The sequence below is a fragment of the Faecalibacterium sp. I3-3-33 genome (assembly GCF_023347295.1).
Taxonomy (GTDB): Bacteria; Bacillota; Clostridia; order Oscillospirales; family Ruminococcaceae; genus Faecalibacterium.
On record NZ_CP094469.1, the window covers coordinates 2,272,847 to 2,295,044 of the forward strand.

Annotated in this window: 19 protein-coding genes; 5 read left to right on the forward strand and 14 right to left on the reverse strand. The window is 58.3% G+C overall.

The genetic code is table 11. From position 1 onward, the window contains the following. Window positions 1-56: 56 nt before the first annotated feature. The 7 genes from MTP39_RS10745 to MTP39_RS10775 form a co-directional block, all read right to left on the reverse strand. The gene (locus MTP39_RS10745) at window positions 57-1,550 is read right to left on the reverse strand and encodes a DUF1846 domain-containing protein (RefSeq protein WP_249240510.1); all 1,494 of its coding nucleotides are present in this window, start codon (window positions 1,548-1,550) and stop codon (window positions 57-59) included. A 179-nt stretch (window positions 1,551-1,729) separates the two neighbouring features. After that, entirely contained in the window at window positions 1,730-3,226 is a 1,497-nt protein-coding gene (locus tag MTP39_RS10750) for an MFS transporter (protein WP_249240511.1), read from the reverse strand. Window positions 3,227-3,440: 214 nt separating this feature from the next. Continuing rightward, window positions 3,441-5,369, reverse strand: coding sequence for a PTS fructose transporter subunit IIABC (locus MTP39_RS10755; RefSeq protein WP_249240512.1), 1,929 nt, complete (start codon window positions 5,367-5,369; stop codon window positions 3,441-3,443). Window positions 5,370-5,399: 30 nt separating this feature from the next. After that, window positions 5,400-6,305 carry a 1-phosphofructokinase gene (gene pfkB / locus MTP39_RS10760; protein WP_249240513.1) on the reverse strand — a complete coding sequence of 302 codons (906 nt, stop codon included), beginning with the start codon at window positions 6,303-6,305 and terminating at the stop codon, window positions 5,400-5,402. After that, the gene (locus MTP39_RS10765) at window positions 6,302-7,057 is read right to left on the reverse strand and encodes a DeoR/GlpR family DNA-binding transcription regulator (protein ID WP_249240514.1); all 756 of its coding nucleotides are present in this window, start codon (window positions 7,055-7,057) and stop codon (window positions 6,302-6,304) included. The genes pfkB and MTP39_RS10765 overlap by 4 nt, the downstream gene beginning before the upstream one ends. Before the next feature lie 284 nt (window positions 7,058-7,341). Continuing rightward, window positions 7,342-8,826: a C69 family dipeptidase gene (locus MTP39_RS10770; protein ID WP_249240515.1), complete on the reverse strand. Its 1,485-nt coding sequence runs from the start codon at window positions 8,824-8,826 to the stop codon at window positions 7,342-7,344. 416 nt (window positions 8,827-9,242) lie between these two features. After that, window positions 9,243-10,295 (reverse strand): ABC transporter substrate-binding protein, encoded by a 1,053-nt coding sequence (locus MTP39_RS10775; RefSeq protein WP_249240516.1) that lies wholly within the window; start codon window positions 10,293-10,295, stop codon window positions 9,243-9,245. A 185-nt stretch (window positions 10,296-10,480) separates the two neighbouring features. Here MTP39_RS10775 and MTP39_RS10780 point away from each other — a divergent pair, with 185 nt between their 5' ends. The 3 genes from MTP39_RS10780 to MTP39_RS10790 are packed head-to-tail and all read left to right on the forward strand — an operon-like array spanning window position 10,481 to window position 12,763. Further along, window positions 10,481-11,161 carry a Crp/Fnr family transcriptional regulator gene (locus MTP39_RS10780; RefSeq protein ID WP_249240517.1) on the forward strand — a complete coding sequence of 227 codons (681 nt, stop codon included), beginning with the start codon at window positions 10,481-10,483 and terminating at the stop codon, window positions 11,159-11,161. A gap of 40 nt (window positions 11,162-11,201) precedes the next feature. Beyond that, complete coding sequence (locus tag MTP39_RS10785) at window positions 11,202-12,182, forward strand: glycosyltransferase family 2 protein (RefSeq protein ID WP_249240518.1); 981 nt, start codon at window positions 11,202-11,204, stop codon at window positions 12,180-12,182. After that, on the forward strand, window positions 12,179-12,763 hold the full coding sequence (locus MTP39_RS10790; RefSeq protein ID WP_249240519.1) for a flavin reductase family protein: 585 nt from the start codon (window positions 12,179-12,181) through the stop codon (window positions 12,761-12,763). The genes MTP39_RS10785 and MTP39_RS10790 overlap by 4 nt, the downstream gene beginning before the upstream one ends. Window positions 12,764-12,846: 83 nt before the next feature. Here MTP39_RS10790 and MTP39_RS10795 read toward each other — a convergent pair whose 3' ends face one another. The 6 genes from MTP39_RS10795 to MTP39_RS10820 form a co-directional block, all read right to left on the reverse strand. Beyond that, window positions 12,847-13,995 (reverse strand): acyltransferase, encoded by a 1,149-nt coding sequence (locus MTP39_RS10795; RefSeq protein ID WP_249240520.1) that lies wholly within the window; start codon window positions 13,993-13,995, stop codon window positions 12,847-12,849. A gap of 138 nt (window positions 13,996-14,133) precedes the next feature. Then, window positions 14,134-15,072, reverse strand: a complete 939-nt coding sequence (gene metA, locus MTP39_RS10800) for a homoserine O-acetyltransferase MetA (protein ID WP_249240521.1) — start codon at window positions 15,070-15,072, stop codon at window positions 14,134-14,136. A gap of 16 nt (window positions 15,073-15,088) precedes the next feature. After that, window positions 15,089-16,363, reverse strand: coding sequence for an O-acetylhomoserine aminocarboxypropyltransferase/cysteine synthase family protein (locus MTP39_RS10805; protein WP_249240522.1), 1,275 nt, complete (start codon window positions 16,361-16,363; stop codon window positions 15,089-15,091). Between the two features lie 93 nt (window positions 16,364-16,456). Further along, window positions 16,457-17,113 carry a methionine ABC transporter permease gene (locus tag MTP39_RS10810; protein WP_249240523.1) on the reverse strand — a complete coding sequence of 219 codons (657 nt, stop codon included), beginning with the start codon at window positions 17,111-17,113 and terminating at the stop codon, window positions 16,457-16,459. Further along, the gene (locus MTP39_RS10815; RefSeq protein WP_249240524.1) at window positions 17,110-18,123 is read right to left on the reverse strand and encodes a methionine ABC transporter ATP-binding protein; all 1,014 of its coding nucleotides are present in this window, start codon (window positions 18,121-18,123) and stop codon (window positions 17,110-17,112) included. The genes MTP39_RS10810 and MTP39_RS10815 overlap by 4 nt, the downstream gene beginning before the upstream one ends. 18 nt (window positions 18,124-18,141) lie before the next feature. Continuing rightward, a complete protein-coding gene (locus MTP39_RS10820) occupies window positions 18,142-19,056 on the reverse strand; it encodes a MetQ/NlpA family ABC transporter substrate-binding protein (RefSeq protein ID WP_117526771.1) in 915 nt (304 codons plus the stop codon). Between the two features lie 889 nt (window positions 19,057-19,945). Here MTP39_RS10820 and MTP39_RS10825 point away from each other — a divergent pair. After that, entirely contained in the window at window positions 19,946-20,737 is a 792-nt protein-coding gene (locus tag MTP39_RS10825; RefSeq protein ID WP_249240525.1) for a threonine/serine ThrE exporter family protein, read from the forward strand. Continuing rightward, window positions 20,737-21,183 carry a threonine/serine exporter family protein gene (locus tag MTP39_RS10830; RefSeq protein WP_249242057.1) on the forward strand — a complete coding sequence of 149 codons (447 nt, stop codon included), beginning with the start codon at window positions 20,737-20,739 and terminating at the stop codon, window positions 21,181-21,183. The genes MTP39_RS10825 and MTP39_RS10830 overlap by 1 nt, the downstream gene beginning before the upstream one ends. Window positions 21,184-21,420: 237 nt before the next feature. Here MTP39_RS10830 and MTP39_RS10835 read toward each other — a convergent pair whose 3' ends face one another. Then, window positions 21,421-22,002 (reverse strand): twin-arginine translocation signal domain-containing protein, encoded by a 582-nt coding sequence (locus MTP39_RS10835; protein ID WP_249240526.1) that lies wholly within the window; start codon window positions 22,000-22,002, stop codon window positions 21,421-21,423. Between the last annotated feature and the right edge of the window lie 196 nt (window positions 22,003-22,198).

Below are 22,198 nucleotides of genomic sequence, written 5' to 3' on the forward strand. Positions count from 1 at the left end.
ACTCCCCTGCCAAAGCCAGACGGCTTTAACAGGGGGAGTTTGCGCATTGCTATTTTTTACAGCTTATGGTACTTGCGGTCCTCTTCCTCGTAGACGGGGTCACAGGTCAGGTACATACCCAGACGGTTCAGGGTGCTGCTGTCCACGCTGGAAAGCAGCACGGTGGAGTGCACATCGCAGCCTTTGAGGTTGGGCAGCTGGTGCATAGCTGCTGCGGCAAGCTCGCTGGAAGCGGCAGAGCTGGACAGAGCGATCAGGATCTCATCGGTATGCAGACGGGGGTTTTTGCCGCCCAGATAGTTGGTCTTGAGGGTCTGGATAGGCTCGATGGCAGCGGCGCTGACCAGATCCGTCTCCTGCGGGATGCCCGCCAGATGCTTGAGTGCGTTGATCAGGGCGCTTGCGGTAGCACCCAGCAGCGGGCCGGTCTTGCCGGTGATGACGGTGCCGTCGCTCAGTTCAATGGCAGCAGCCGGTGCGCCGCCGGTAGCTTCGCTGCGGGCGTGCGCCTGCTTTTCCACTTCCCGGGCCCCCATGGTCAGCCCGGCCTGATTCATCAGCAGCTCCAGCTTGTAGCGCTCGCTCTCCTTGGCGGTGCCGGTGATCTTCTGCTCGCACAGGCACTTATAGTACCGGCGCACGATCTCCTTGCGGGAGGCCTCGCAGCAGACTGCATCGTCCACGATGCAGTTGCCGGCCATGTTCACGCCCATATCCGTGGGGGACTTGTAGGGGCTCTGGCCTGCGATCAACTCGAACATCGCGTTCACCACCGGGAAGATCTCGATGTCGCGGTTGTAGTTCACGGTGGTCACGCCGTAGGCTTCCAGATGGAAGGGGTCGATCATGTTCACATCGTTCAGGTCGGCGGTGGCGGCCTCGTAGGCCAGATTGACCGGGTGCTTCAGAGGAATGTTCCAGATGGGGAAGGTCTCGAACTTGGCGTAACCGGCCTTGACGCCGCGCTTGTATTCATGGTACAGCTGGGAGAGGCAGACGGCCATTTTTCCGCTGCCGGGACCGGGCGCGGTGATGACCACCAGCGGGCGCTCGGTCTCAATGTACTCGTTGCGGCCGTAGCCCTCGTCGCTGACAATGCGTGCCACATCGTTGGGGTAGCCGGGGATCTTGTAGTGGCGGAAGGTGCGGATGCCCAGACTGTTCAGCCGCTTTTCAAAGGCTTCCACCTCGGCGGCGGCGGTGTACTTGGTCACGCACACACTGCCCACATACAGCCCCATCCCCTGAAAAGCGTCGATGAGGCGCAGCACGTCCAGATCGTAGGTGATGCCGTAGTCGCCGCGCACCTTGCTGCTGATGATGTCCTCGGCGCTGATGACGATGACGATCTCGGCCTGCTCCTTGAGCTGCAAAAGCATCTGCAGCTTGGAGTCCGGCTGAAAGCCGGGCAGCACGCGGGAAGCGTGATAATCGTCGAACAGCTTGCCGCCGAATTCCAGATACAGCTTATTGTCAAACTTCTTGATGCGCTCGCGGATATGCTCAGACTGCATCGCAAGATATTTGTCGTTGTCAAATCCTATTTTCATCGTTCGTTTCCTCTCTGGTGGCCGGGCACACCATACCCGGACTAAAAAATCACAAATATAAGTATACCACAGCCCGGGGTGAGGCGCAATGCAAAACAAAGCACGAAATACAATTCCGGCAGGATAGGCCGTTTTGGGCGGTACAAAGTTCTGTTTTTTGTTGCAGATGCCGTTTTGGGTCAGGTCTTTTGCCGGGCGGCAAGGTCTTTTTCCACCTTCCAGAAGGCCAGCAGCAAAAGCCCCGCCGCCACATAGCTGAGCGTTTCCACCCAGATATACCCGCCTGCGATCACATGGCGCACGGCGGCGTTCTGGGCGGCAGTGCCCAGCGCCGTGCTGGCGCACTGGTCATAGCCGGTGTGCGCCAGCACCCCGTTGAACAGTGCGCTCATCACCGATCCTCCCGCCACGGACAGGGAGCTGTACACCGACATGGTAAGTCCGTCGGTGCGGATGCCGCTGCGCCCCTCCACATGGTCTACCACATCGGTCACCATGGCAAGCAGCAGGCAGCAGATAGGTGCAGAGCCGAAGCACTTGAGCGCAACACCGATGGCAACAGGAACCAGTCTGCCCTGCCCCAGCCCCGCGAGGACGCCGCCCGCAGCGCCCAGCAGCAAAAACCAGCCGCACACCTTGCGCTTGCCGAACCGGTCGGTCAGCGGCACCAGCAGCACCGAGGCCAGCGCCATGGGCAGCGCCCCCATCATGGTCAGCAGGGATTGAGACGCGCCCCATGCACCGGCACTGCCCAAAAAGGTGTTGTCCACCACCCACTTACAATAGTAGGTCATGGTGCTGTTTTTTAAAGACCCGCTCCACTGGAACAGCACGCATATGCCCAGTATGAGCCACCACATGGGGTCGGCAGCCACCGCCCGCAGCTGGCGGCGCAGTGAGACCCGCTGCACCGGTGCAGGCTCCTGCGAGGGTGCTTCTGCCTGCCGGGCGGCTTCAAATTCATCCTCCGGCCCGTACAGGCCTTCCAGAATGCGGCGTTCCTCGGTGACGCGCTCCCTGGTAAAGGCGAACTGCAAGTAGATGGTAAGCCCGGTGAACACCGCCACCCCCAGCATGGTAAAGAACCAGCGGTGGATATTTTCCCGGAGGAAAAAGGACACCAGCATGGGGAACACCATGCTGCAAGTGCCCATCACGCCCAGCCCCACCATGCTGTTGATGGAGGCCAGCAGCCCGCGCTGACGGCTGTCCCGGGTGGACACCGAGAGCATAATGCTGCTGGCTGTGCTGTAAATGGGAGACGCAAACGAGTAGTACAGGTTGTACGCCACGGCGATCCACACCATGCGCGCGATGCCCTGAAAGGGCACGATGAACATGAGCACGCTGGCAGAGGAAAAGGTAAACACCGAGAGCAGCAGCCACGGCCTTGCCTTGCCCGCCGTGGCGCGGGTGCGCTCGATCAGCTGGCCTACCAGAAGATTTGCCACCACGATGAGCACCGTGGACACCAGCTGCAGCCGGCTGAGGAACCGCAGATCCAGCCGGAGCACATCGGTAAAGTAGCTTTGCAGGATGCTGCCGAAAATACTGCCTGAGATGGAAGCACCCATGGGGCCCAGAATATAGCCGAAGAGCATTTCCGGCAGCTGGACCTTCTCGCTTTTGATCCGGGTGCGGGTGAACCGGTGGTTCCAGAAGCTTTGTCTGCGCATGGAACAGATCGTTTCCTTTCTCCCCGCAAGTGCGGGGTCTTACACATTCTTATCGTTCCTATGATAACACATTTTCCACTGCCGGGGAACTGTCCGGTGCAAAAAACATCTTTTTACCGCAGACGGTCGGAAAACGCAAAAAGGACCGCCGCAGTGTGCGGCAGTCCCCTTTGCTCTTATGAAGAACTATCCGTATGGAGAAGAGAATGGCTTGTTACTTTGCCTCGGCGGGCTGGGTCTTTTTGACAAGGCTCAGGATCACTGCGCCCAGCACACTGCCCACAGCCAGCGCCACGCAGTACAGCACGGCGTGGTCCACCACCGGGAACACGAAGATGCCGCCGTGGGGTGCGCGCAGTGCGCAGCCGAAGGTCATGGAGAGCGCACCGGCGACCGCAGAGCCGATCACGCAGCTGGGCAGGACACGCAGCGGGTCGGCTGCTGCGTAGGGGATAGCGCCCTCAGACACGAAGCACAGACCCATGACGTAGTTCACAATGCCGTTGCGGCGCTCGTCAAGCGTCCACTTGCGGGGGCAGAAGGTGGTAGACAGGGCAATAGCGATGGGAGGAACCATGCCGCCCACCATGACGGCGGCCATCACCTCGTAGTTGCCGGAGGCAAGGGCGGCAGTGCCAAAGACGTAGGCTGCCTTGTTGACCGGGCCGCCCATATCCACGCTCATCATACCGGCCACGATAGCGCCCAGCAGCACCTTGGAGCTGCCGCCCAGTGCGTTCAGCCAGTCGGTCATGGCGGTGTTGATCATGCCCATCACCGGGTTCACAGCGCACATCATCGCACCTACGATGAGAATGCCGCCCAGCGGGTAGATGAGCATGGGGCGGATACCGTTCAGGCTGGCAGGCAGCTTTTCGGTGATCTTTTTAAGGAACTGCACGATGTAGCCCGCTGCAAAACCGGCCAGCAGCGCTGCAAGGAAGCCGCCGGAGATGCCGGTGGTGCTGCCTGCGGCAAGGTCGGTAAAGTTGGTGCCGTTCATGGCCAGCACGCCGCCGGCAAAGCCTACGGCCAGACCCGGACGGTCGGCGATGGACATGGCGATGAAGCCTGCCAGAATGGGCAGCATGTAGCCGAAGGCAGCGCCGCCCACCGTCTTGAAGAAGGCGGCAACGGGGGTGTTCATGCCGAAGTTTGCGGGGTTGATGCTGTAATCATCCAGCAGGAAGGCCAGCGCGATCATGATGCCGCCGCCCACTACGAAGGGCAGCATGTGGGAAACGCCGTTCATCAGGTTCTTGTACAGGCTGCGGCCAAAGCTGTCCTTGGTAGAACTGTCGTCCTCGGCTGCTGCACCGCCCTCGGCGTGGAACACGGGCACCTCGCCATGGGCAATTTTCTTGATGAGTTCCTCCGGCTTGTGGATGCCGTCGTCCACCCGGGTGAACAGCACCGGCTTGCCGTCGAAGCGGGCGGTGTCCACCTTTTTCTCCGCTGCCACGATGATGCCGTCACAAGCGGCGATCTCGGCGCGGGTCAGAATGTTCTTTGCGCCGTCCGAACCATTGGTCTCCACCTTGGTGGGCAGACCCAGCTTGTCACCGGCCTTGGTCAGCGCCTCAGCGGCCATGTAGGTGTGGGCGATGCCGTTGACGCAGGCGGTCACAGCCAGAATGCGGTAGCCGTCCTGCGGGATGGCCTGCTGGGTAAAGCTTTCTGTGCCGAACTGTGCTTCCTCCTGCGCATCGATGCACTCCAAGAACTCCTTGGGGGTCTTGGCGGCTTTAAGCTTTTCCACAAAGTCCTCGTTCATCAGCATCTGCATCATGCGGGCCAGCATATCAACGTGCAGACTGCCGTTTTCCGGTGCAGCAATGGCAAACAGCAGGTCGGTGGTGCCGTCATCCTCAGCGTTGTACTGCACCGGGGTGCTCAGCCGCAGAGCGGCCAGACTGGGGCGGGTGACTACATTGGTCTTGGCGTGGGGCACGGTGATGCCGTTGTCCACATAGGTAGAGCCCTCGGCCTCGCGGGCGTAGAGTGCCTTTTTGTAGGCCTCCTTGTCGGTGATGTTGCCATGGGTAGTCTGCAATTCCACCAGACGGCTCAGGATCTCCTCCTGCGTTTGCAGCGCCTCGTCCAGCGCAATGGACTGTGCGGTAAATAACTCGGTGATGCGCATAAAACTTCCTCCTTTGTTTCTTTTATCCTATCAAAGCTGCGCCAGCAGCTCGTCGATCTTCTCCTTTGTGGCAAGCCCAAGGCTGAAGGCCGTTGCGCTGCCGCAGGCCGTGCCCAGACGCAGCGCCTGCGCGTAGCTGCGGCTTTGCAGATACCCGGCCACAAAGCCGGCCACCATGCTGTCGCCTGCGCCCACGCTGTTGACCACCTTGCCCTTGGGGCAGCCGATGCGGTGCACCTGTCCCTGCTCGTCCAGCAGCAGCGCACCGTCCCCTGCCATGCTCACCAGCACGTTGCGGGCACCTTTTTCCTGCAGGGTGCGGGCAGCGGCCACGATCTCGGCGTCACTGGTCAGCACCTTACCCACGATCTCGCCCAGCTCATGGTTGTTGGGCTTGATGAGGAAGGGATGGTAGGGCAGCACGTTCACCAGCAGGTCGCGGGTGGCGTCCACCACCGCGCGCACGCCCCTGCCCTGCAGCCGCGCCAGCAGCCGCTCGTAGACGCTCTGTGGCAGGCTTGCCGGGATGCTGCCCGCCAGAATGAGGATGTCGCCCTCGGTCAGCTTGTCCAGCTGGGCTTCCAGCTGCTGCAAAGCACTTTCCGGGATGGCAGGGCCTGCGCCGTTCAGCTCGGTCTCCTGCCCTGCCTTGATTTTGACGTTGATGCGGGTCATGCCGTTTTCCAGATGCACAAAATCGGTTTTCAGTCCCTGCGCCGCCAGACCGCGCTCCAGCCATGCGCCGGTCTCGCCCGCCACAAAGCCCAACGCCACGCTCTCACAGCCCAGCTGCGCCAGCACGCCGGACACGTTGATGCCCTTGCCGCCCAGCACGCAGTCCTCACCTTGGGCGCGGTTCACTGCGCCCACCTCCAGCGGTGCGTCCAGACGCACAACATAGTCGATGGCCGGGTTAAAAGTAACGGTATAGATCATACTTCTGCCTCCTTCACGAATGTATACTGCTTATATTTCGGGTTCGGGCAGCGGTTGGTCAGGATGGCACCGCCGTGCAGGTCCGTGATGACCGCCGGGTAAATTTTTGCAAACTTTGCATCGTCCACAAGGAACCAGCTTTCCCTTGCGCGGTGGACGGCTGCGGCCTTTACGGCTGCTTCCTCGGGGTCCGGGGTGGTAAAGCCCGCTTCCAGCGCCACGCCGTTGGCACCCATAAACGCTTTGGTGAAGTTATACTGCTGGATGCTGCTGACCGCCGGTGCCCCCACGATGGCCTCGGTCTGGGGACGCAGCAGCCCGCCGGGCAGATACACCCGGCAGCCCTTTTGCGCCAGCAGCCGGGCGTGCGCCACGCCGTTGGTCACATAGGTGGCCTTGAGCGCTGCACCCGCCAGCACCCGCACCAGCTCCAGCGTAGTGGTGCCTGCATCAATGAACACAAAATCCTCGGCGGTGATGAGTGCTGCGGCGGCTGCGGCAATGCTGCGCTTTTCTGCCACAGCCAGAGTCTCTTTTGCTTCCATGGTGGGCTCGTCTGCCAGAAAACGGCTGTCCGGCAGGGTAGCTCCCCCGTGTACCTTGGTCAATCTGCCCTGCCGGTCCAGCTCGGTCAGGTCACGCCGGATGGTGGATTCGCTGGTGTGCAGCGCCTCGCACAGCTGCTGCACCGTCACGGTACGCTTTTCGTTCAGCTGCTCTAAGATCAGTGCAAAACGTTCCTCTGCCAGCATGGTGTCTTTCTCCTTCTTTCCTTCCCACGTCTGACCGTTTCTGCACGGTCTTGGCGTGTTTTGGTTGTTTTCATCTTTATTATAGCAAAAGTCCCGTCAAAATCAATCAGTTTCAGCCATTTTCGTTTACAAAAAATCTCCTCGATTTTTGTGCACCGTTGCTAATATGTGGGATACAAGAGTGCTTTTCCACTAAAAAAGACCACCGCACTTGTGTATGCGGTGGTCTTTTCTGCGTTTATGTGACCGGTTGTGACCGGTTTTGATGCTCAAGCTGGTTTCAATCAGGCATCCGAGCGGGAGTACGCGTTCTTCATCTGGCTGCTCAGCTCAAACAGGACTTTATCCAGCGTATCAGCAGCCTTCTCCTGCAGCATGGCGGCGATGGCAGTGTTGGCTTCCTCCCGCAGGGCGGCGCGGCGGGCAGCGTCCTGCTCGGCGGCAAGCTTTGCATCGTACTGGTTCACCAGTGCGCGGCCGGCAGAGAGCACAGCCTCCTCGTAGCGCTCAAGATGGAACAGGGACTTGTTATAGGAAGCATCTGCCATGGCGGCGATGAGGCGGCTGGTCCAGTAGAAGTTATCGGTGGACACAGTGCCGGTGGTGTTTGCCAGATACTCCGGGGTGCGCTCCACGTTGGCGTAGAAGGGCACCATGGTGTTGAAGGCATTGGAGGCATAGGCCACCCACTCCACTGCGCGGGATTCCTCCGGCTGGTCGGGACGCATCTGCAAAAGCGCCATAAAGTCGTTGCGGTTGATACCGATGGAGCGGTACGCACCCTTTGCGGACTTGTCGCCGTAGCTCAGGTAGGGGTCGTAGGGGGTGCCCTGATAGTGGCTGGACAGCATATACTTGATGTCCTCCGGGGTCACCTTGCGCTCCGGCACCATGCACCACGGCAGGTCATCGGACGTGGGGGTGTAGTCGGCATCGGCGCCCTCCCACACCCATGTGCGGGGGTTGAGGTAGCGCAGCATATACCATGCGCGGGGGGTGTTGTAAACGTGGTCGGCGTCATCGTGACTGCCAAAGGCATCCCGGGGGTTTAGCGCGCCGTCCAAAGAGAGGTCGAGGTGATTCTTGGCGATGAACTCCCGCAGGTCGGCAGAACAGAGGTAATTTTTCTGTGCGCCGAAGGCATCTTCCAGATCAAAAGTATCGATGCCCAGCTGGTTGGGCATGACCACATACACATCGTCCGGCACGCGGCGGGCGATCCAGTGGTGACCGCCGATGGTCTCCAGCCACCAGATCTCGTTTACGTCCTGAAAAGCGATGCCGTTCATCTCGTAAGTACCGTACTGCTCCAGCAGGCTGCCCAGACGCAGCACGCCCTCACGGGCAGAGTGGATATAGGGCAGCACCAGATAGACGATATCCTCCTCGCCGATGCCGCCGGGCACCTCGGGCTTTTCGCCCTTGGCGGGCTGGTACTCCACCAGCGGGTCTGCGCCCAGTACACGGGGGTTGGAGGTGATAGTCTCGGTAGCGGTCATGCCCACGTTAGCGGCGTTGACGCCAGAAGCTGCCCAGATACCCTTGCCCTCTACGGCGTTGGGCATGGCGGTAAACCGCAGTGCGCCCTCCGGCAGAGGGATCTCCACATGGGAGAGGACGCTGCGGTAGGTCTTGGGCAGCTCCTCCGGGTGGATCACGGTGAATTTTTTCGCGGTGAAATGGCCGGAGCCGGAGTCATCGTTGCGGGCGATCATGGTAGAGCCATCGTACGATGCTGCCTTGCCGACCAGAATGGTAGTGCAAGCCATAGGTTTTCCCTCCATATTCTATAATGTGCCTCTATTGTAGAACTTTTGCAGCGGAATTGCAACCGGGACGATTTAAAATGGCCTCCGCTGGCGCTCTGGCCATAAATCAAGGTATTATTATTTATAGTTTCGCGTTTGTCGCGCTCTGTGGAGCGCTCCAAACGCTATTTTCACGGGTGGGGTCGTAGCGGTGAGCAGCAGATGCATTCTAAACCACCATTTTATCGTTACAGCCCCCTGTGAAAAGGCAATTCTGGAAAATCCGCAGATTTTCCAGAATTGCGAATTAAAAAATATTTTTTCCGCTGAAAATGGCTAGAGCGCAGCGGAAGCCATTCAAAATCGTTTTCCAACAAAAACCGCCGCACTGCGTACCACGGCAGAGCGGCGGGAGATGGAATGCTTTTTTCAGGTTGTTACTGGGCTGTCCAGTAGAAGTCCTCGCCGGGCAGCGTGCCGCCCACGGCGGCGGGGTCGGCATCGTAGAGCACCTGCAGATAACCGGAGACGTCTGCCTTCAGTTCCTCGCCGGTCAGGCAGACGATGTTGCAGTTGGGCAGTGCCTTTTTGGCGATGGCGGCTTTCGCCACCACGCCCTGCTCCTCGCACAGAGCGGCGGTGCCATCCAGATCGGTGTTGGCGGCGTTCACGCTCTGGGCGTAGTCTGCCAGAAAGGCGGCTACCACGTCCGGGTGCTCCTCAGCGTAGGCCTTGCGCACCACGGTCACACCGGTGATCAGCTGGGTGTCTGCCACCTTGTCCCACTCGGCGGTCAGGTCAAGGGCTACCCGCAGGGTGTCGTCCTTCAGCCCGGCGGCGGTCACATAGGGCTGGGGCAGCACGGCAATGGCGTCCTGCGTAGCGGCCATCTGGGCGGTCACCTCGGTGGCTTCGCTGTAATACTGGATGTCCACATCCTTGTCCGGGTCAAGGCCGTTGGCGGTAAGCAGATAGCGCAGCACATACTCCGGGGTCGTGCCCTTGCCGGTGGACAGGATGGTGCGGCCCTTGAGGTCGGCCATACTGTGGACGGTATCGCCCTGCTCCACCACATACAAAACGCCCAAGGTGTTCACTGCCACGGCCTGAATGCCGCCATTTGTTTTCTGGTACAGAGTCGCCGCCAGATTAGCCGGGATGGCGGCCATGTCCAGCTCGCCCTTGATGAGCAGCGGCACGATCTCATCCGCAGCGCCGTAAAGCTGCAAATCATAGTCCATGGCAGCGGTGCCGGCCTGCTCCATCGAGAGCAGGTTGACAAGCCCCATGGTGGTGGGGCCCTTCAGGCCCGCAATGCGCAGCGGCTCGGTAGCGGACAGCGGCGCTGCGGACTCTTCCTCAGAAGCAGCCGCAGAGGAAGCAGTCTCGGACACCGCCGTGCTGGAAGCGGCAGAGCTTGCGCTGCCGCCGCAGGCTGCAAGGCTCAGTGCAAGGCTGAACGCCAGCAGTAAGGACAGGATCTTTTTCATGAAATACTCCTTTTTACACCCGGCACGCCCCGCTGCGGGGACGGAAACCGGTCTTTTTTTGAAAATTTTGCAAAATCATTTGCTTTGCGCGTTCCAGTTTACTATAATAGGGGTAAAAATACCGTTGCGTGCGCAACGTAATTGCAGGAGGCTGCGGAGAACACTATTTTCTCTGCGGAGTTGCGATGAATAATTATCTGCCGCTGTTACAAACCACCACGCTGTTCACGGGTCTTTCCGCTGCGGAGCTCAGCACGCTGCTGTCCCGGCTTGGGGCAAGCGTGCGCAGCTACGGCAAGGGCGAAGCCCTTGTGCTGGCGGGGGAGCCCAGCCACCGGGTAGGCATCGTGCTGTCCGGCGAGCTGGAGGCCTACCGTCCGGCACCGGGCGGGGCACGCATCCCCATTGCCCGGGTAGAGCCGGGCGGGGTGTTCGGGGACGTGCTGGGCGGTTCCAGCCTGTCCAGCCCGGTCACCGTGCTGGCTGCCGCCCCCTGCGAGGTGCTGCTGCTGCCCTACGAGCGGCTGCTGCTCTCGGACGGCAGCCCCGCCCACCAGCGGGTGGTACAGAACCTTGTGCGCACCATCAGCGATAAATATTTTTCCCTCTCCCGCCGCATCGACCTGCTGGTGATGAAGAGCCTGCGCGCCAAGGTGGCGGCTTATCTGCTCAGCGAAGCCGCCCGCGCCCACAGCCTGACCTTCAGCATCCCCTTCTCCCGCATCCAGCTGTCGGATTACCTCAACTGCGACCGCAGCGCCCTTTCCCGGGAGCTGAGCACCATGCAGAAGGAAGGGCTCATCGACACCTACCGCAGCAGTTTCAAACTGCTGGAGCCGGACGCCTTGCAGCAGATGGTGCAGTAGCCTTTTGCCAACTATTTTATAATTAAGGAGCAATCAAGCAATGTCCAAGCCTGTTCTTTGGATCGTGATCCCCTGCTACAACGAGGAACAGGTGCTGCCCATTACAGCACCCATGTTTCTGGAAAAGATCCACAGTCTGACCGCACAGGGGCTGGTCAGCGATAAAAGCCGGGTGCTCTTTGTCAACGATGGCTCCCGCGACAAAACGTGGGAGCTGATCCAAGGCTTTGCCGCGCAGGACGAGCACTATATCGGCATTTCCCAGAGCCGCAACCGCGGCCACCAGAACGCCGTGCTGGCGGGGCTGATGGAGGCGCTGCACAGCGACAGCTGCGATATTACCATCTCCATCGACTGCGACGGTCAGGACGATATCAACGCCATGGACGAGATGGTGAAAAAGTATCTGGACGGTGCCGAGGTGGTGTACGGTGTGCGCAGCCGCCGGGACACCGACACCTTCTTCAAGCGGTTCACCGCCGAGGGCTTTTATCATGTGATGAATGCTCTGGGCGCGGATATCGTGTTCAACCACGCAGACTACCGCCTGATCAGCACCCGCGTGCTGGAAAGCTTTGCGGATTACAAGGAGGTCAACATCTTTTTGCGGGGCATGGTGCCGCTGGTGGGCTTTGCCCACGATGTGGTCACCTACGAGCGCCACGAGCGTCTGGCCGGCGAGAGCCACTACCCCCTGAGCAAGATGCTGGCGCTGGCCTTTGACGGCATTACCAGCCTTTCCAACAAGCCCATCCGCATCATTACCGGGGCGGGCATCGCGGTAAGCCTTGTCAGCTTTATCGGGGTCATCTGGGCCATCGTATGCGCCGCCATGGGCAGCAGTGTGGCTGGCTGGGCTTCCACCGTCTGCATCGTCTGCTTTATGGGCGGTGTGCAGCTGGTGTGTCTGGGCGTGATCGGCGAGTATATCGGCAAGATCTATATGGAAACGAAAGCCCGCCCGCGCTATATCATCTCGGAGCGCACATGGGCTCCCTACGAAAGGAAATATCACGGATGAGCAAACAAAGCTGGAAGGGCAGCACCCTTCTGAACCCGGAACCGCCGGTACTGGTATCCTGCGGCGGGCTGGAAAAGCCCAACCTTATCACCATCGGCTGGACAGGCACCATCTGCACCCAGCCCAGCATGGTATCCATCAGCGTGCGCCCGGAGCGGTACAGTCATCAGCTGCTGTGCGAGAGCGGGCAGTTCGCCATTAACCTCCCCACCGAAAAGCTGGTGCGCGCCATCGACTGGTGCGGCGTGAAGAGCGGCCGCGACGTGGACAAATTTGCCGCCTGCGGCCTGCACGCCGCCCCCGGCAGCGTGCTGACCGACTGCCCGGTGCTGGAAGAAAGCCCGGTCAATCTGGAATGCCGCATCACCCAGCGCATCCCGCTGGGCAGCCATGACCTGTTTTTAGCCGAGGTGGTGGCCTGCGATGTGGACGAGAGCCTGCTGGACGAAAAAGGCAAGCTGTGTCTGGACAAGGCAAACCTCATCGTGTACAGCCACGGGGAGTATCTGGCCCTTGGCAAAAAGCTGGGCACTTTTGGTTACAGCGTGTGCAAGAAAAAGCCCGCAAAACGCAAAAAATAGCCATCACACAAAAAGGGACCCTCTGCAAAGTTTTTGCTTTGAGAGGGTCCCTTTTTTACAGGTCCGGGCAGGCTGCGGTTTTATCAATGCAGTTTCAGCATGGCATCCTCATATTTTTGATACCAGCTGCCCATCCATTTCAGTATTTTTTCACTTACCTTTGCTGTTATCTTTTGAATGCTCTTTTCGTAAAGCAAGCTGAGCGCAAGTGCCGCAAGCAGCCAGCCTGCCGAATACAAAAAGACCCACAAAAACAGATGGGCATACCCATACCGGTTAAAAATACAGTGCCAGAGATAGGGTCTTGTATAGGTTCGCAGCAGAATGTTTTCATGGATGATATAGATCAGCATGGAACACTTTGCGATCTGATTTACCGTCTTATTTTTAAAGCGGTTCTTTCTGGCAAGCCCAAACGCCGCAATGGCGATCAGGATCAAAAAAGGATTAAAATTACTCACCCACCGTAAAAGCTGATCCGACAGCACAGCGATCTTCAATCCAAGCAGGTCGGTCAAAACCACGATGCCCACCGCACCCGCCGCACCGCACAGCAGCAAGATGCCGTTCACTTTTGTGCTGAAATACAGCTCTATGCAGTAGCGCTTGATATAGGCAAGGATCAGATATACGCTGATCCAGAGAAGCAGCATATTCGGAAAGAAAAACCTGCTTTCTATAAAGTTAAAGCCGATATACAGTACCGTCAGCACAGAGATCATCTTCAGATGTTCTTTTTGCGTCATCGCGGAAATCAGACGGTTCAAATACGGATGGATGGGATAGAATAGCAGATAGCAGGTCAAATACCAGTTATTTGCAAAGAGCGTTGGGAAAAGCGAGAAAAGGAAAAGTTTACCGCTTACCTCACCCCGGAGCAAAAGCGTTATTCCAAGGAACAGGACAGAGATCACCCAGATATCCAGCAGCATCCCCATTATTTTCTTCCCGGACGCTTTTGTGCTGTCCAGCAAAAACCATGCAGAAGCAACGAAGAAGATCCAGTTCCCCAGCGCGCCAAAATGCCGCATGACCGCTAAAAGCAGAACGGTTCCACTGGTCGTTGCATGGGTACAATCCAAAAGATAGTTGTTATACGGGATATATTCATTTTTCGTTGTCAGTGTCAGCACCACATGGCTTATTACGATCAGAATGACCGCAATGACCTTCAAAAGCTCAACGCCGGAATCCCGCATTCTGCTTTTGTCCGCAAAAGCTTTTTGTTCCATGACCTCACCCTTTCTGTTTTCGCCTTTTTCAGACGATTTATGTATTTTATTGTACCACCTGTACTTTTTTCATACAATACCTACCTGTATAGAAAAGCCGCCGGGCAGTTTTTTCTGCGCGGCGGCTTTTGAACTTTCTTATGTTTCTTCGTGCTTGACCCGCTGAATCTCTCCCAAGTCGTAGGGGGTGTTCTGGTAGACATAATAGTTCAGCCAGTTTTCATACAGCAGGTGGGCGTGGGCACGCCAGCGGAACAGCGGCGGCTTTGCAGGGTCGTCATCCGGGTAGTAGTTGGCGGGCACATGGATGGGCAGACCCTTGGCTACATCCCGCTTATACTCGGCATCCAGCGTATATTTATCGTACTCCGGGTGACCGGTGACAAAGATCTGCCGCCCGTTCTCGGTGCTCATGAGGAAGGGCCCGGCGGCGTCGCTCTCGGCCAGAATGCGCAGGGCGGTGCAGTTGTCCACATCCTCCCGGCAGATGCCGGTGTGGCGGCTGTGGGGGGCGTAGAACACCTCATCAAAGCCGCGCACCAGCGGGTTTGCCGGACGGGTGACCCGGTGCTCGAACACACCGAACATCTTTTCCGGCAGCAGCTGCTTGCGCACGCCGTAGTGGTAGTACAGCCCGGCCTGTGCGCCCCAGCAGACATGAAGGGTGGAGTAGACGTTCGTTTCACTGAAGTCCATGATCTCGCACAGCTCGTTCCAGTAGTCCACCTGCTCAAAGTCCATGGTCTCCACCGGCGCACCGGTGATGATCATGCCGTCATAGCGGTTGTTCTTTACCTCGTCAAAGGTCTTGTAAAAGGCCTCAAGGTGAGCAGCCGACACATGGGTGGCAGAGTGGCTGGCAGTCTGCAGCAGGGTCATGTGCACCTGCAGCGGGGTGTTGGCCAGCAGCCGGGCAATTTGGGTCTCGGTGGCGATCTTGGTGGGCATCAGGTTCAGGATCAGAATTTCCAGCGGACGGATATGCTGCGCCAGCGCCCGCTCCCGGTGCATGACAAAGACGTTTTCCTCATACAGGGCATCAAAGGCGGGTAAGGTCTTGGGGATGATCAGCGGCATAGGATGGTTGCTCCTTTCATACCTTATCCAGTGCCTGCGCGATATCGGCGATGAGATCCTCGGCAGATTCCAGACCGCAGCTCATGCGCACCAGCTCAGCGGGCACACCGGCGGCAGCCAGCTGCTCGTCGTTCATCTGGCGGTGGGTGCTGGAGGCGGGGTTCAGGCAGCAGGTGCGGGCATCTGCCACATGGGTCTCGATGGCGGCAAGCTTCAACTCCTTCATAAAGGTGCTGGCAGCCTGACGTCCGCCGGCCAGACCAAAGCTCACCACGCCGCAGCTGCCGTTAGGCAGGTACTTCTGCGCCAGTGCGTGGTAGGGGCTGCTTTCCAACCCGCAGTAGTTCACATAGGCCACCTTGGGGTGGTTTTCCAAGAACTGTGCCACCGCCATGCCGTTGGCGCAGTGGCGCTGCATCCGAACGTGCAGGCTTTCCAGACCCAGGTTCAGCATATAGGCGTTCATGGGGGACTGCATGGAGCCGAAGTCCCGCATGAGCTGCGCGGTGGCCTTGGTGATGAAAGCCCCCTCCTTGCCGAAGCGCTCGGCGTAGGTGATACCGTGGTAACTGTCGTCCGGGGTGCACAGACCCGGGAACTTCTCGGCGTGGGCCATCCAGTCAAACTTACCGCCGTCCACGATGGCACCGCCCAGCACTGCACCGTGACCGTCCATGTACTTGGTGGTGGAGTGGGTCACGATGTCCGCGCCCCACTCAAAGGGGCGGCAGTTGACCGGCGTGGGGAAGGTGTTGTCCACCATCAGCGGCACGCCATGGGCGTGAGCGGCCTTGGCAAACTTTTCAATATCCAGCACGGTCAGGGCGGGGTTTGCGATGGTCTCGCCGAACACTACCTTGGTGTTGGGCTGGAAGGCGGCGTTCAGCTCCTCCTCGGTACACAGAGGGTCTACGAAGGTTGCAGTGATGCCCATCTTTGCCATGGTGACCGAGATGAGGTTGAAGGTGCCGCCGTAGATGGTGCTGGAGGCCACGATGTGGTCCCCTGCCTCGCAGATATTGAACAGGGCAAAGAAGTTTGCGGCCTGTCCGCTGGAGGTAAGCATGGCGGCGGTGCCGCCCTCCAGCTCGCAGATCTTTTTGGCTACCATGTCACAGGTAGGGTTCTGCAGGCGGGAATAGAAATAGCCGTCTGCCTCCAGATCGAACAGCTTGCCCATGTCCTCGCTGGTGGCGTACTTGAAGGTGGTGGACTGGATGATGGGGATCTGACGGGGTTCGCCGTTGCCGGGGGTATAGCCGCCCTGCACACAGATGGTATCACGGTTCATACAACATACTCCTTTGCTGGTTTTTTTGGTCGGGAAGGACGATTCCCCGCAGGAGGGGCTGCCTCCGGCGGGGAATCGAAAATTCAAAGTTTCTTATTTCCGCAGGCGCTTATCGCTCTTGGTGGCCCACAGGGTACCCACAGACTGGAACGCCTGCACCATCAGCACCAGCAGCACCACACAGACGATCATGATGTTGGTCTGGTAGCGGTAGTAGCCGTAGGAAAGGGCGATTTTGCCCAGACCGCCGCCGCCGATGACGCCGGACATGGCAGAATAGCCCAGAATGGTGGTCAATGCGGTGGTCATGCTGGAGATCAGGCCGGGCAGGCACTCCGGGATCATGACCTTGGTGATGATCTGGAAGGGAGTAGCACCCATGCTCTGGGCAGCTTCCACCACGCCCTCGTCCAGCTCCCGCAGGCTGGTCTCCACCAGACGTGCCACAAAGGGGAAGGCGGCGACCACCAGCGGAACGATGGTAGCCTTGGTGCCCACCGTAGTGCCCACGATGGCGCGGGTAAGCGGGAACACACAGATCATCAAAATCAGGAAAGGCACACTGCGCAGAATGTTGATGACGATGTTGATCAGGTGCATCAGCCAACCGGGCAGGGGCAGGATGCCGTCCTTGTCACCGGCTACCAGCAGCACGCCCAGCGGCAGACCCAACACCAGCGCAAAGGCGGTGGAGAGCACCGTTACATAAAAGGTCTCCCAGATGGCAAAACCGTAATCTGCGATATTCATATACCGGTCACCTCCTCTACCGTTACGCCGGACTGGCTGCGCATATATTCCATAGCCTGCTGTGCGACAGCAAGCTCTGCGGGCAGCTTGAGCAGCATAGAGCCGTAGCACTGGCCGCTCAGATCGCGGGTATCGGCGCTGAGCACCGACACCAGAATGCCCTTTTCGGCGGCAAGGCTTGCCACCAGCGGCTTTGCAGTGGAGGAACCATTAAAGGTAACGCGCACCACATGGTCATCCGGCGCAAAGCAGGAAAGATCCCGCGCTGCGCTGCCGCCGTTGGGGGCCACCAGACGCTTGGCAGCCGCCGTTTTGGGGTTTGCAAAAATTTCCTGTACCGAGCCCTGTTCCACGACCACACCGCCGTCCAGAATGGCCACGCTGTCGCAGATCTCCTCCACTACGCTCATCTGGTGGGTAATGACCACAACGGTGATGCCCAGCTTGCGGTTGATATCCTTGATCAGGGTCAGGATGGAGTGGGTGGTGTTGGGGTCCAGCGCACTGGTGGCCTCGTCGCACAGCAGCACCTTGGGGTTGGTTGCCAGTGCGCGGGCAATGGCAATGCGCTGCTTCTGACCGCCGGACAGCTGTGCCGGGTAGGCGTTGGCCTTATCCGGCAGACCCACCATCTCCAGCAGCTCCATGGCGCGCTTTTCGGACTCCGCCTTCTTTACGCCTGCCAGCTCCATGGGGAAGCAGACGTTCTTCAGGCAGGTGCGCTGCATAAGCAGGTTGAACTGCTGGAAGATCATGGTGATCTCCCGGCGGCGCTTGCGCAGCGAGGCGGGAGACAAAGTCTCCATTGCCACGCCGTCGATCACCACGCTGCCGCCGGTGGGGCGCTCCAACAGGTTGATGCAGCGCACCAGCGTGGATTTGCCCGCACCGGACATACCGATGATACCATAGATGGAGCCATCGGGAATGGTGAGGTTGATGTTTTGCAGCGCTTTCACCGCGCCATCCTTCATCTGGAAGGTCTTGGAAAGGTACTTGAGTTCGATCACAGAAATTGCTCCTTTAGCTTATCCCTCGATGGGTGCCAGACTGTCCTGCTTGCCGCCGTAGATGCCCATGGGCTCTACATGAATACCGGCAACGGTCACCAGATGGGTACCCTTTTCGGCGTTGAAGTTGTCCAGATACGGCTGATGCTGGAAGTAGTTGGTGTCTACCTGACCGTCCTCAACGACCTGGTTGGGGATCACATAGTCGTCGTACTCCTGAATATCCAGCGTGATGCCCTTGGCGGCAAGGATCTCCTTGCACACCTCCAGCACCTCGCAGTGGGGAGCGGGAGTAGCGGCACAGCTGACGGTCTGGCCGTTCAGAGCGTCATAATCCACAGTGGAATCATAGCCGTCGGTGGGGTTCTCCACAACGGACACCACGGAGCCCTTGTAGGTCTCGTCCATGAAGTCCTTCACCTTCTGGCTCTGCAGAGCAGCGGCCAGAGCCTTGATTTTGGGCTCCTCCTGATTGCCGTCCTTGCACACCAGAATGTTGACGTAAGCAGAAGAGCCGTCCTCCATGGCCAGTGCATCGGTCATGGGGTTCAGACCGGCAGAGATGGCGTAGTTGGAGTTGATGACGGCGTAGTCCTCGTCCTGCAGGACGTTGGGCACCTGAGCGGCCTCCACCTCGTCCACGGTGACGTTCAGGGGGTTCTCCTCAATGTCGTTCTTGGTGGCGGTCAGGCCGGCGTCTGCCTTCAGCTTGAAGAAGCCGTTCTTCTCCAGCAGGGTCAGGGCGCGGGCCTCGTTGGTGGTATCGTTGGGCACAGCCACCTTGATCTTGTCCAGCTTAGCTGCGGCAGAGGATGCCACGCTGCCGGATGCAGCAGCGGAAGAAGCAGTGGAAGAAGAACCACCGCAGGCAGTCAGGGCAGCGGCTGCGGCTGCCACACCGGTAACTTTCAGAAAATCGCGACGAGTAATCATAGTTTTGTTCCCTCTCTATTTGTTCTCTATTATGTACTGCTGCCCGCACGGCACCTTTCCGTGCGCGGCCTTGAACGGATGTATGAAAAAATGCCCCCGTCCTTACGAGCCTTAGACTCTGCAAGGACGGAGGCATGAACATACTTCCGTGGTACCACCTTGGTTCACTGCATCCTTACGGATACAGCCTCGATGCTGCGGCAGCGTGTGCTGCTTACAGCCGGACGCTGTAACGGGCGCATCCCGTTGCGGGCTTAGCACTCCTGCGCCTCGTCCGCACGGCTCCGAGACCATTTTCAGCTTCCTGTTTCCTGCCCTTTTCCACCGCCCGGGCTCTCTGGTAAGGATCAATGCGAAGGCCTACTCTTCTCTTCACAGCCATTTTTGTGATATTGACACTATAATAAACCCATCGGCGGCATTTGTCAACACCTTCAACGAAGTTTTTGGGTAGGGATATGGCTTCCGGCGTGCCGCAGCGCCCGTTTTGCTTGACAATGCGCACAAAAAAGGTTATACTATAACTACAAAAGGCACTGCGACAAGCGGTTGGCCCTTTAGGTTTTTAGTTTAACTTTTATCCAAAGAAAAACCGTCACCTGCCGGGGTGGCGGTTTTTACTTTCTTACCTTGATCGTAAACGTAAATCCAAACAAGTGGAATGTCAAAGTAATAGGCATTTTCTCACCTCCTTCCGGAAGTGAGGGCCAACCGCCTGCCGTATGTGCAGTACCTTTCGGTCACTTTTCAGCGACAAAATGATTATAACATATTCCGACCCTTTTCGCAAGAAAGCTCTGGTGTTTCCAGAGCTTTTTATTATGTGCTCTTGTATGCGGCTGGTGCACATGATAAAATAGGGTATCATCTTTTGCAAGGAGAGCAGGCAATGAACAGCAGAGACCCTTTTCCCGATGAAGAGCTGCGCCGCCGCATTATGGATTTTATCATGGCCGCAGGGCAGACCCTGCTGGAAAACGGCGCGGAGGTGTTCCGGGTGGAGCAGACCATGGAGATCATGGCGCGCAGCTTCCATTTGCGGGAGTTCCACGTTTATGTGCTGACCAACGGCATTTTTGCCAGCGCCGGCACTGCCGAGATCAGCGAGGTGCGCAACGTGCCGGTGCGCACCACCCATCTGGGGCGAGTGGCGGCGGTGAACGAGCTTTCCCGCCAGATCGCCCAGACCGGGATGACCTTGGACGAAGCCGAGAGCCGTCTGGTGCTGGCGCGGCAGCTGCCCTTCCCCAAAGACCATGTGCAGCTGCTGTCCGGGCTGTGCGGGGCGTTCTGCTTTGCCATGATGTTCGGCGGCAACCTGCGCAGCGCGCTGGCAGCCGCCGGGGCGGGACTGGTTGCCAGCTGGTACCTGCTGTGGTGCGGGCGGCACGAGGTGCCCGGCGGCTTCCAGAAGATCAGCACCGCCGCGCTGATTACGCTGGTGTGCATCCTGCTGTGCAATCTGCTGCACACCTCTGCCAGCCACGCCATCATCGGTACGCTGATGATCCTGACCCCGGGCATCGCCTTTACCATGGGCATCCGGGACTTTGTGCAGGGCGATTACCTTTCCGGCACCATCCGCATGATCGACGCTTTGTTGATTGCCGCCAGCATTGCCATAGGCACCGGCCTTGTGCTGCGGCTGTACAAGGTATTTACGGGGGTGGTCGTGGTATGATGTCCCTTACAGCTGTACAGATCGGCGAGTTGACGGCGCAGTTTTTTCTGGCCGGGGTGGGCACACTGAGCTTTGCCATTCTGTTTGCGTGCCCCCGGCGCAGCCTGCCTTACTGCGCGCTGGTGGGCGCTGTGGGCTGGCTGGGGTACGAGCTTCTGACCCTGCTGGGCGCAGACGCCGCCACGGCATCCCTGCTGTCGGTCATTCCGCTTACCATCCTTACCCGCGTGTTTGCCATTACCCAAAAAACGCCGGTCACGGTGTTTTTGCTGTCCGGCATTTTCCCGCTTGTGCCGGGCGCGGGCATCTACTACACGGCTTACTATTTTATCCAGAACGAAAACACCCTTGCTCTTGCCAAGGGCATCAGCACCTTTAAAATTGCGGTGGCGCTGGCCATCGGCATCAGTCTGGTGCTGTGCGTGCCGCTGCCGAAGAAGAAGTAAGACCCTCTCAGTCATCTCGCTATGCTCGATGCCAGCTCCCCCGAAAGGGGGAGCTGGCGAACGCAGTGTGACTGAGAGGGTTTGCAAAGCCGCAGGCTTTGACGGAAGGGGGTTGCACGCTACCAAGGTAGCAGCGAAACAGAGGCTTAAATTTCAACAAACATCATTCAAGCAAGAAAAGGGCATCCGCAAAAGCGGATGCCCTTTTTTAGTAGTTATTGAGTTCTACGCGCGCAATCAAGCAATGTGCTTAATGGGGAAAACGTAGGTAGCGATATCGTACTTTCTGTCCATATCGGTACCCTCTGCCCAAGTAAAGCCTTCCGGCAGAGTGATTTCTCTTGCGGAAATAGTGGTTGCATCCGTCTTAACGGTAGCCTTCACAGTAGTCATGACAGCTTCGCCAGCCTTCGGATTGGTGATAGCCACCTTAATATCAACTTCCTTGGTAACAGGAGTGTAGGTCACATCAGTCACAAAGACGATGATGTGCTCGCCCTTAGAGGTATCCTTGCGGATCTCAACGACTGCCTTTTCGTTCTCCAGATGATAGTTATCCGGAATCAGCTTCTTATCGATATCAGCAACCTTCACAGAGTTCTCGGTCTTCAGAACATCGATCTTAACCGGCTCGCCCACAACGCGAGTTTCGCCATTACCGCGGTCTTCCATAAAGATGACCAGCACAGGACGAGTGGTCACTTCGGGAATCACGGGAACATCTTCCTTGGAGCAGCCAGCCAGCACACCAGCAGCAGCAACAGCCAGAGTGGCGACACCTGCACCCTTCAGGAACTGACGACGAGAGATATTAGACATAACAATCAACCTCACGATCTTTTATTTTCAGCTCCTACTACAAAACAGGAGCTTGTTCCTCTATAATATACCCCCCCCCGGTATCATTTTGTCAATACCTTTTTCCTTTTTTGTAAAAAGCTTTTTCCCATGATTTCAGGCTTTTTCTTGCAAGGCGCTGCGGCATCTGTTATACTTTTTATAATACGTTCCGTAA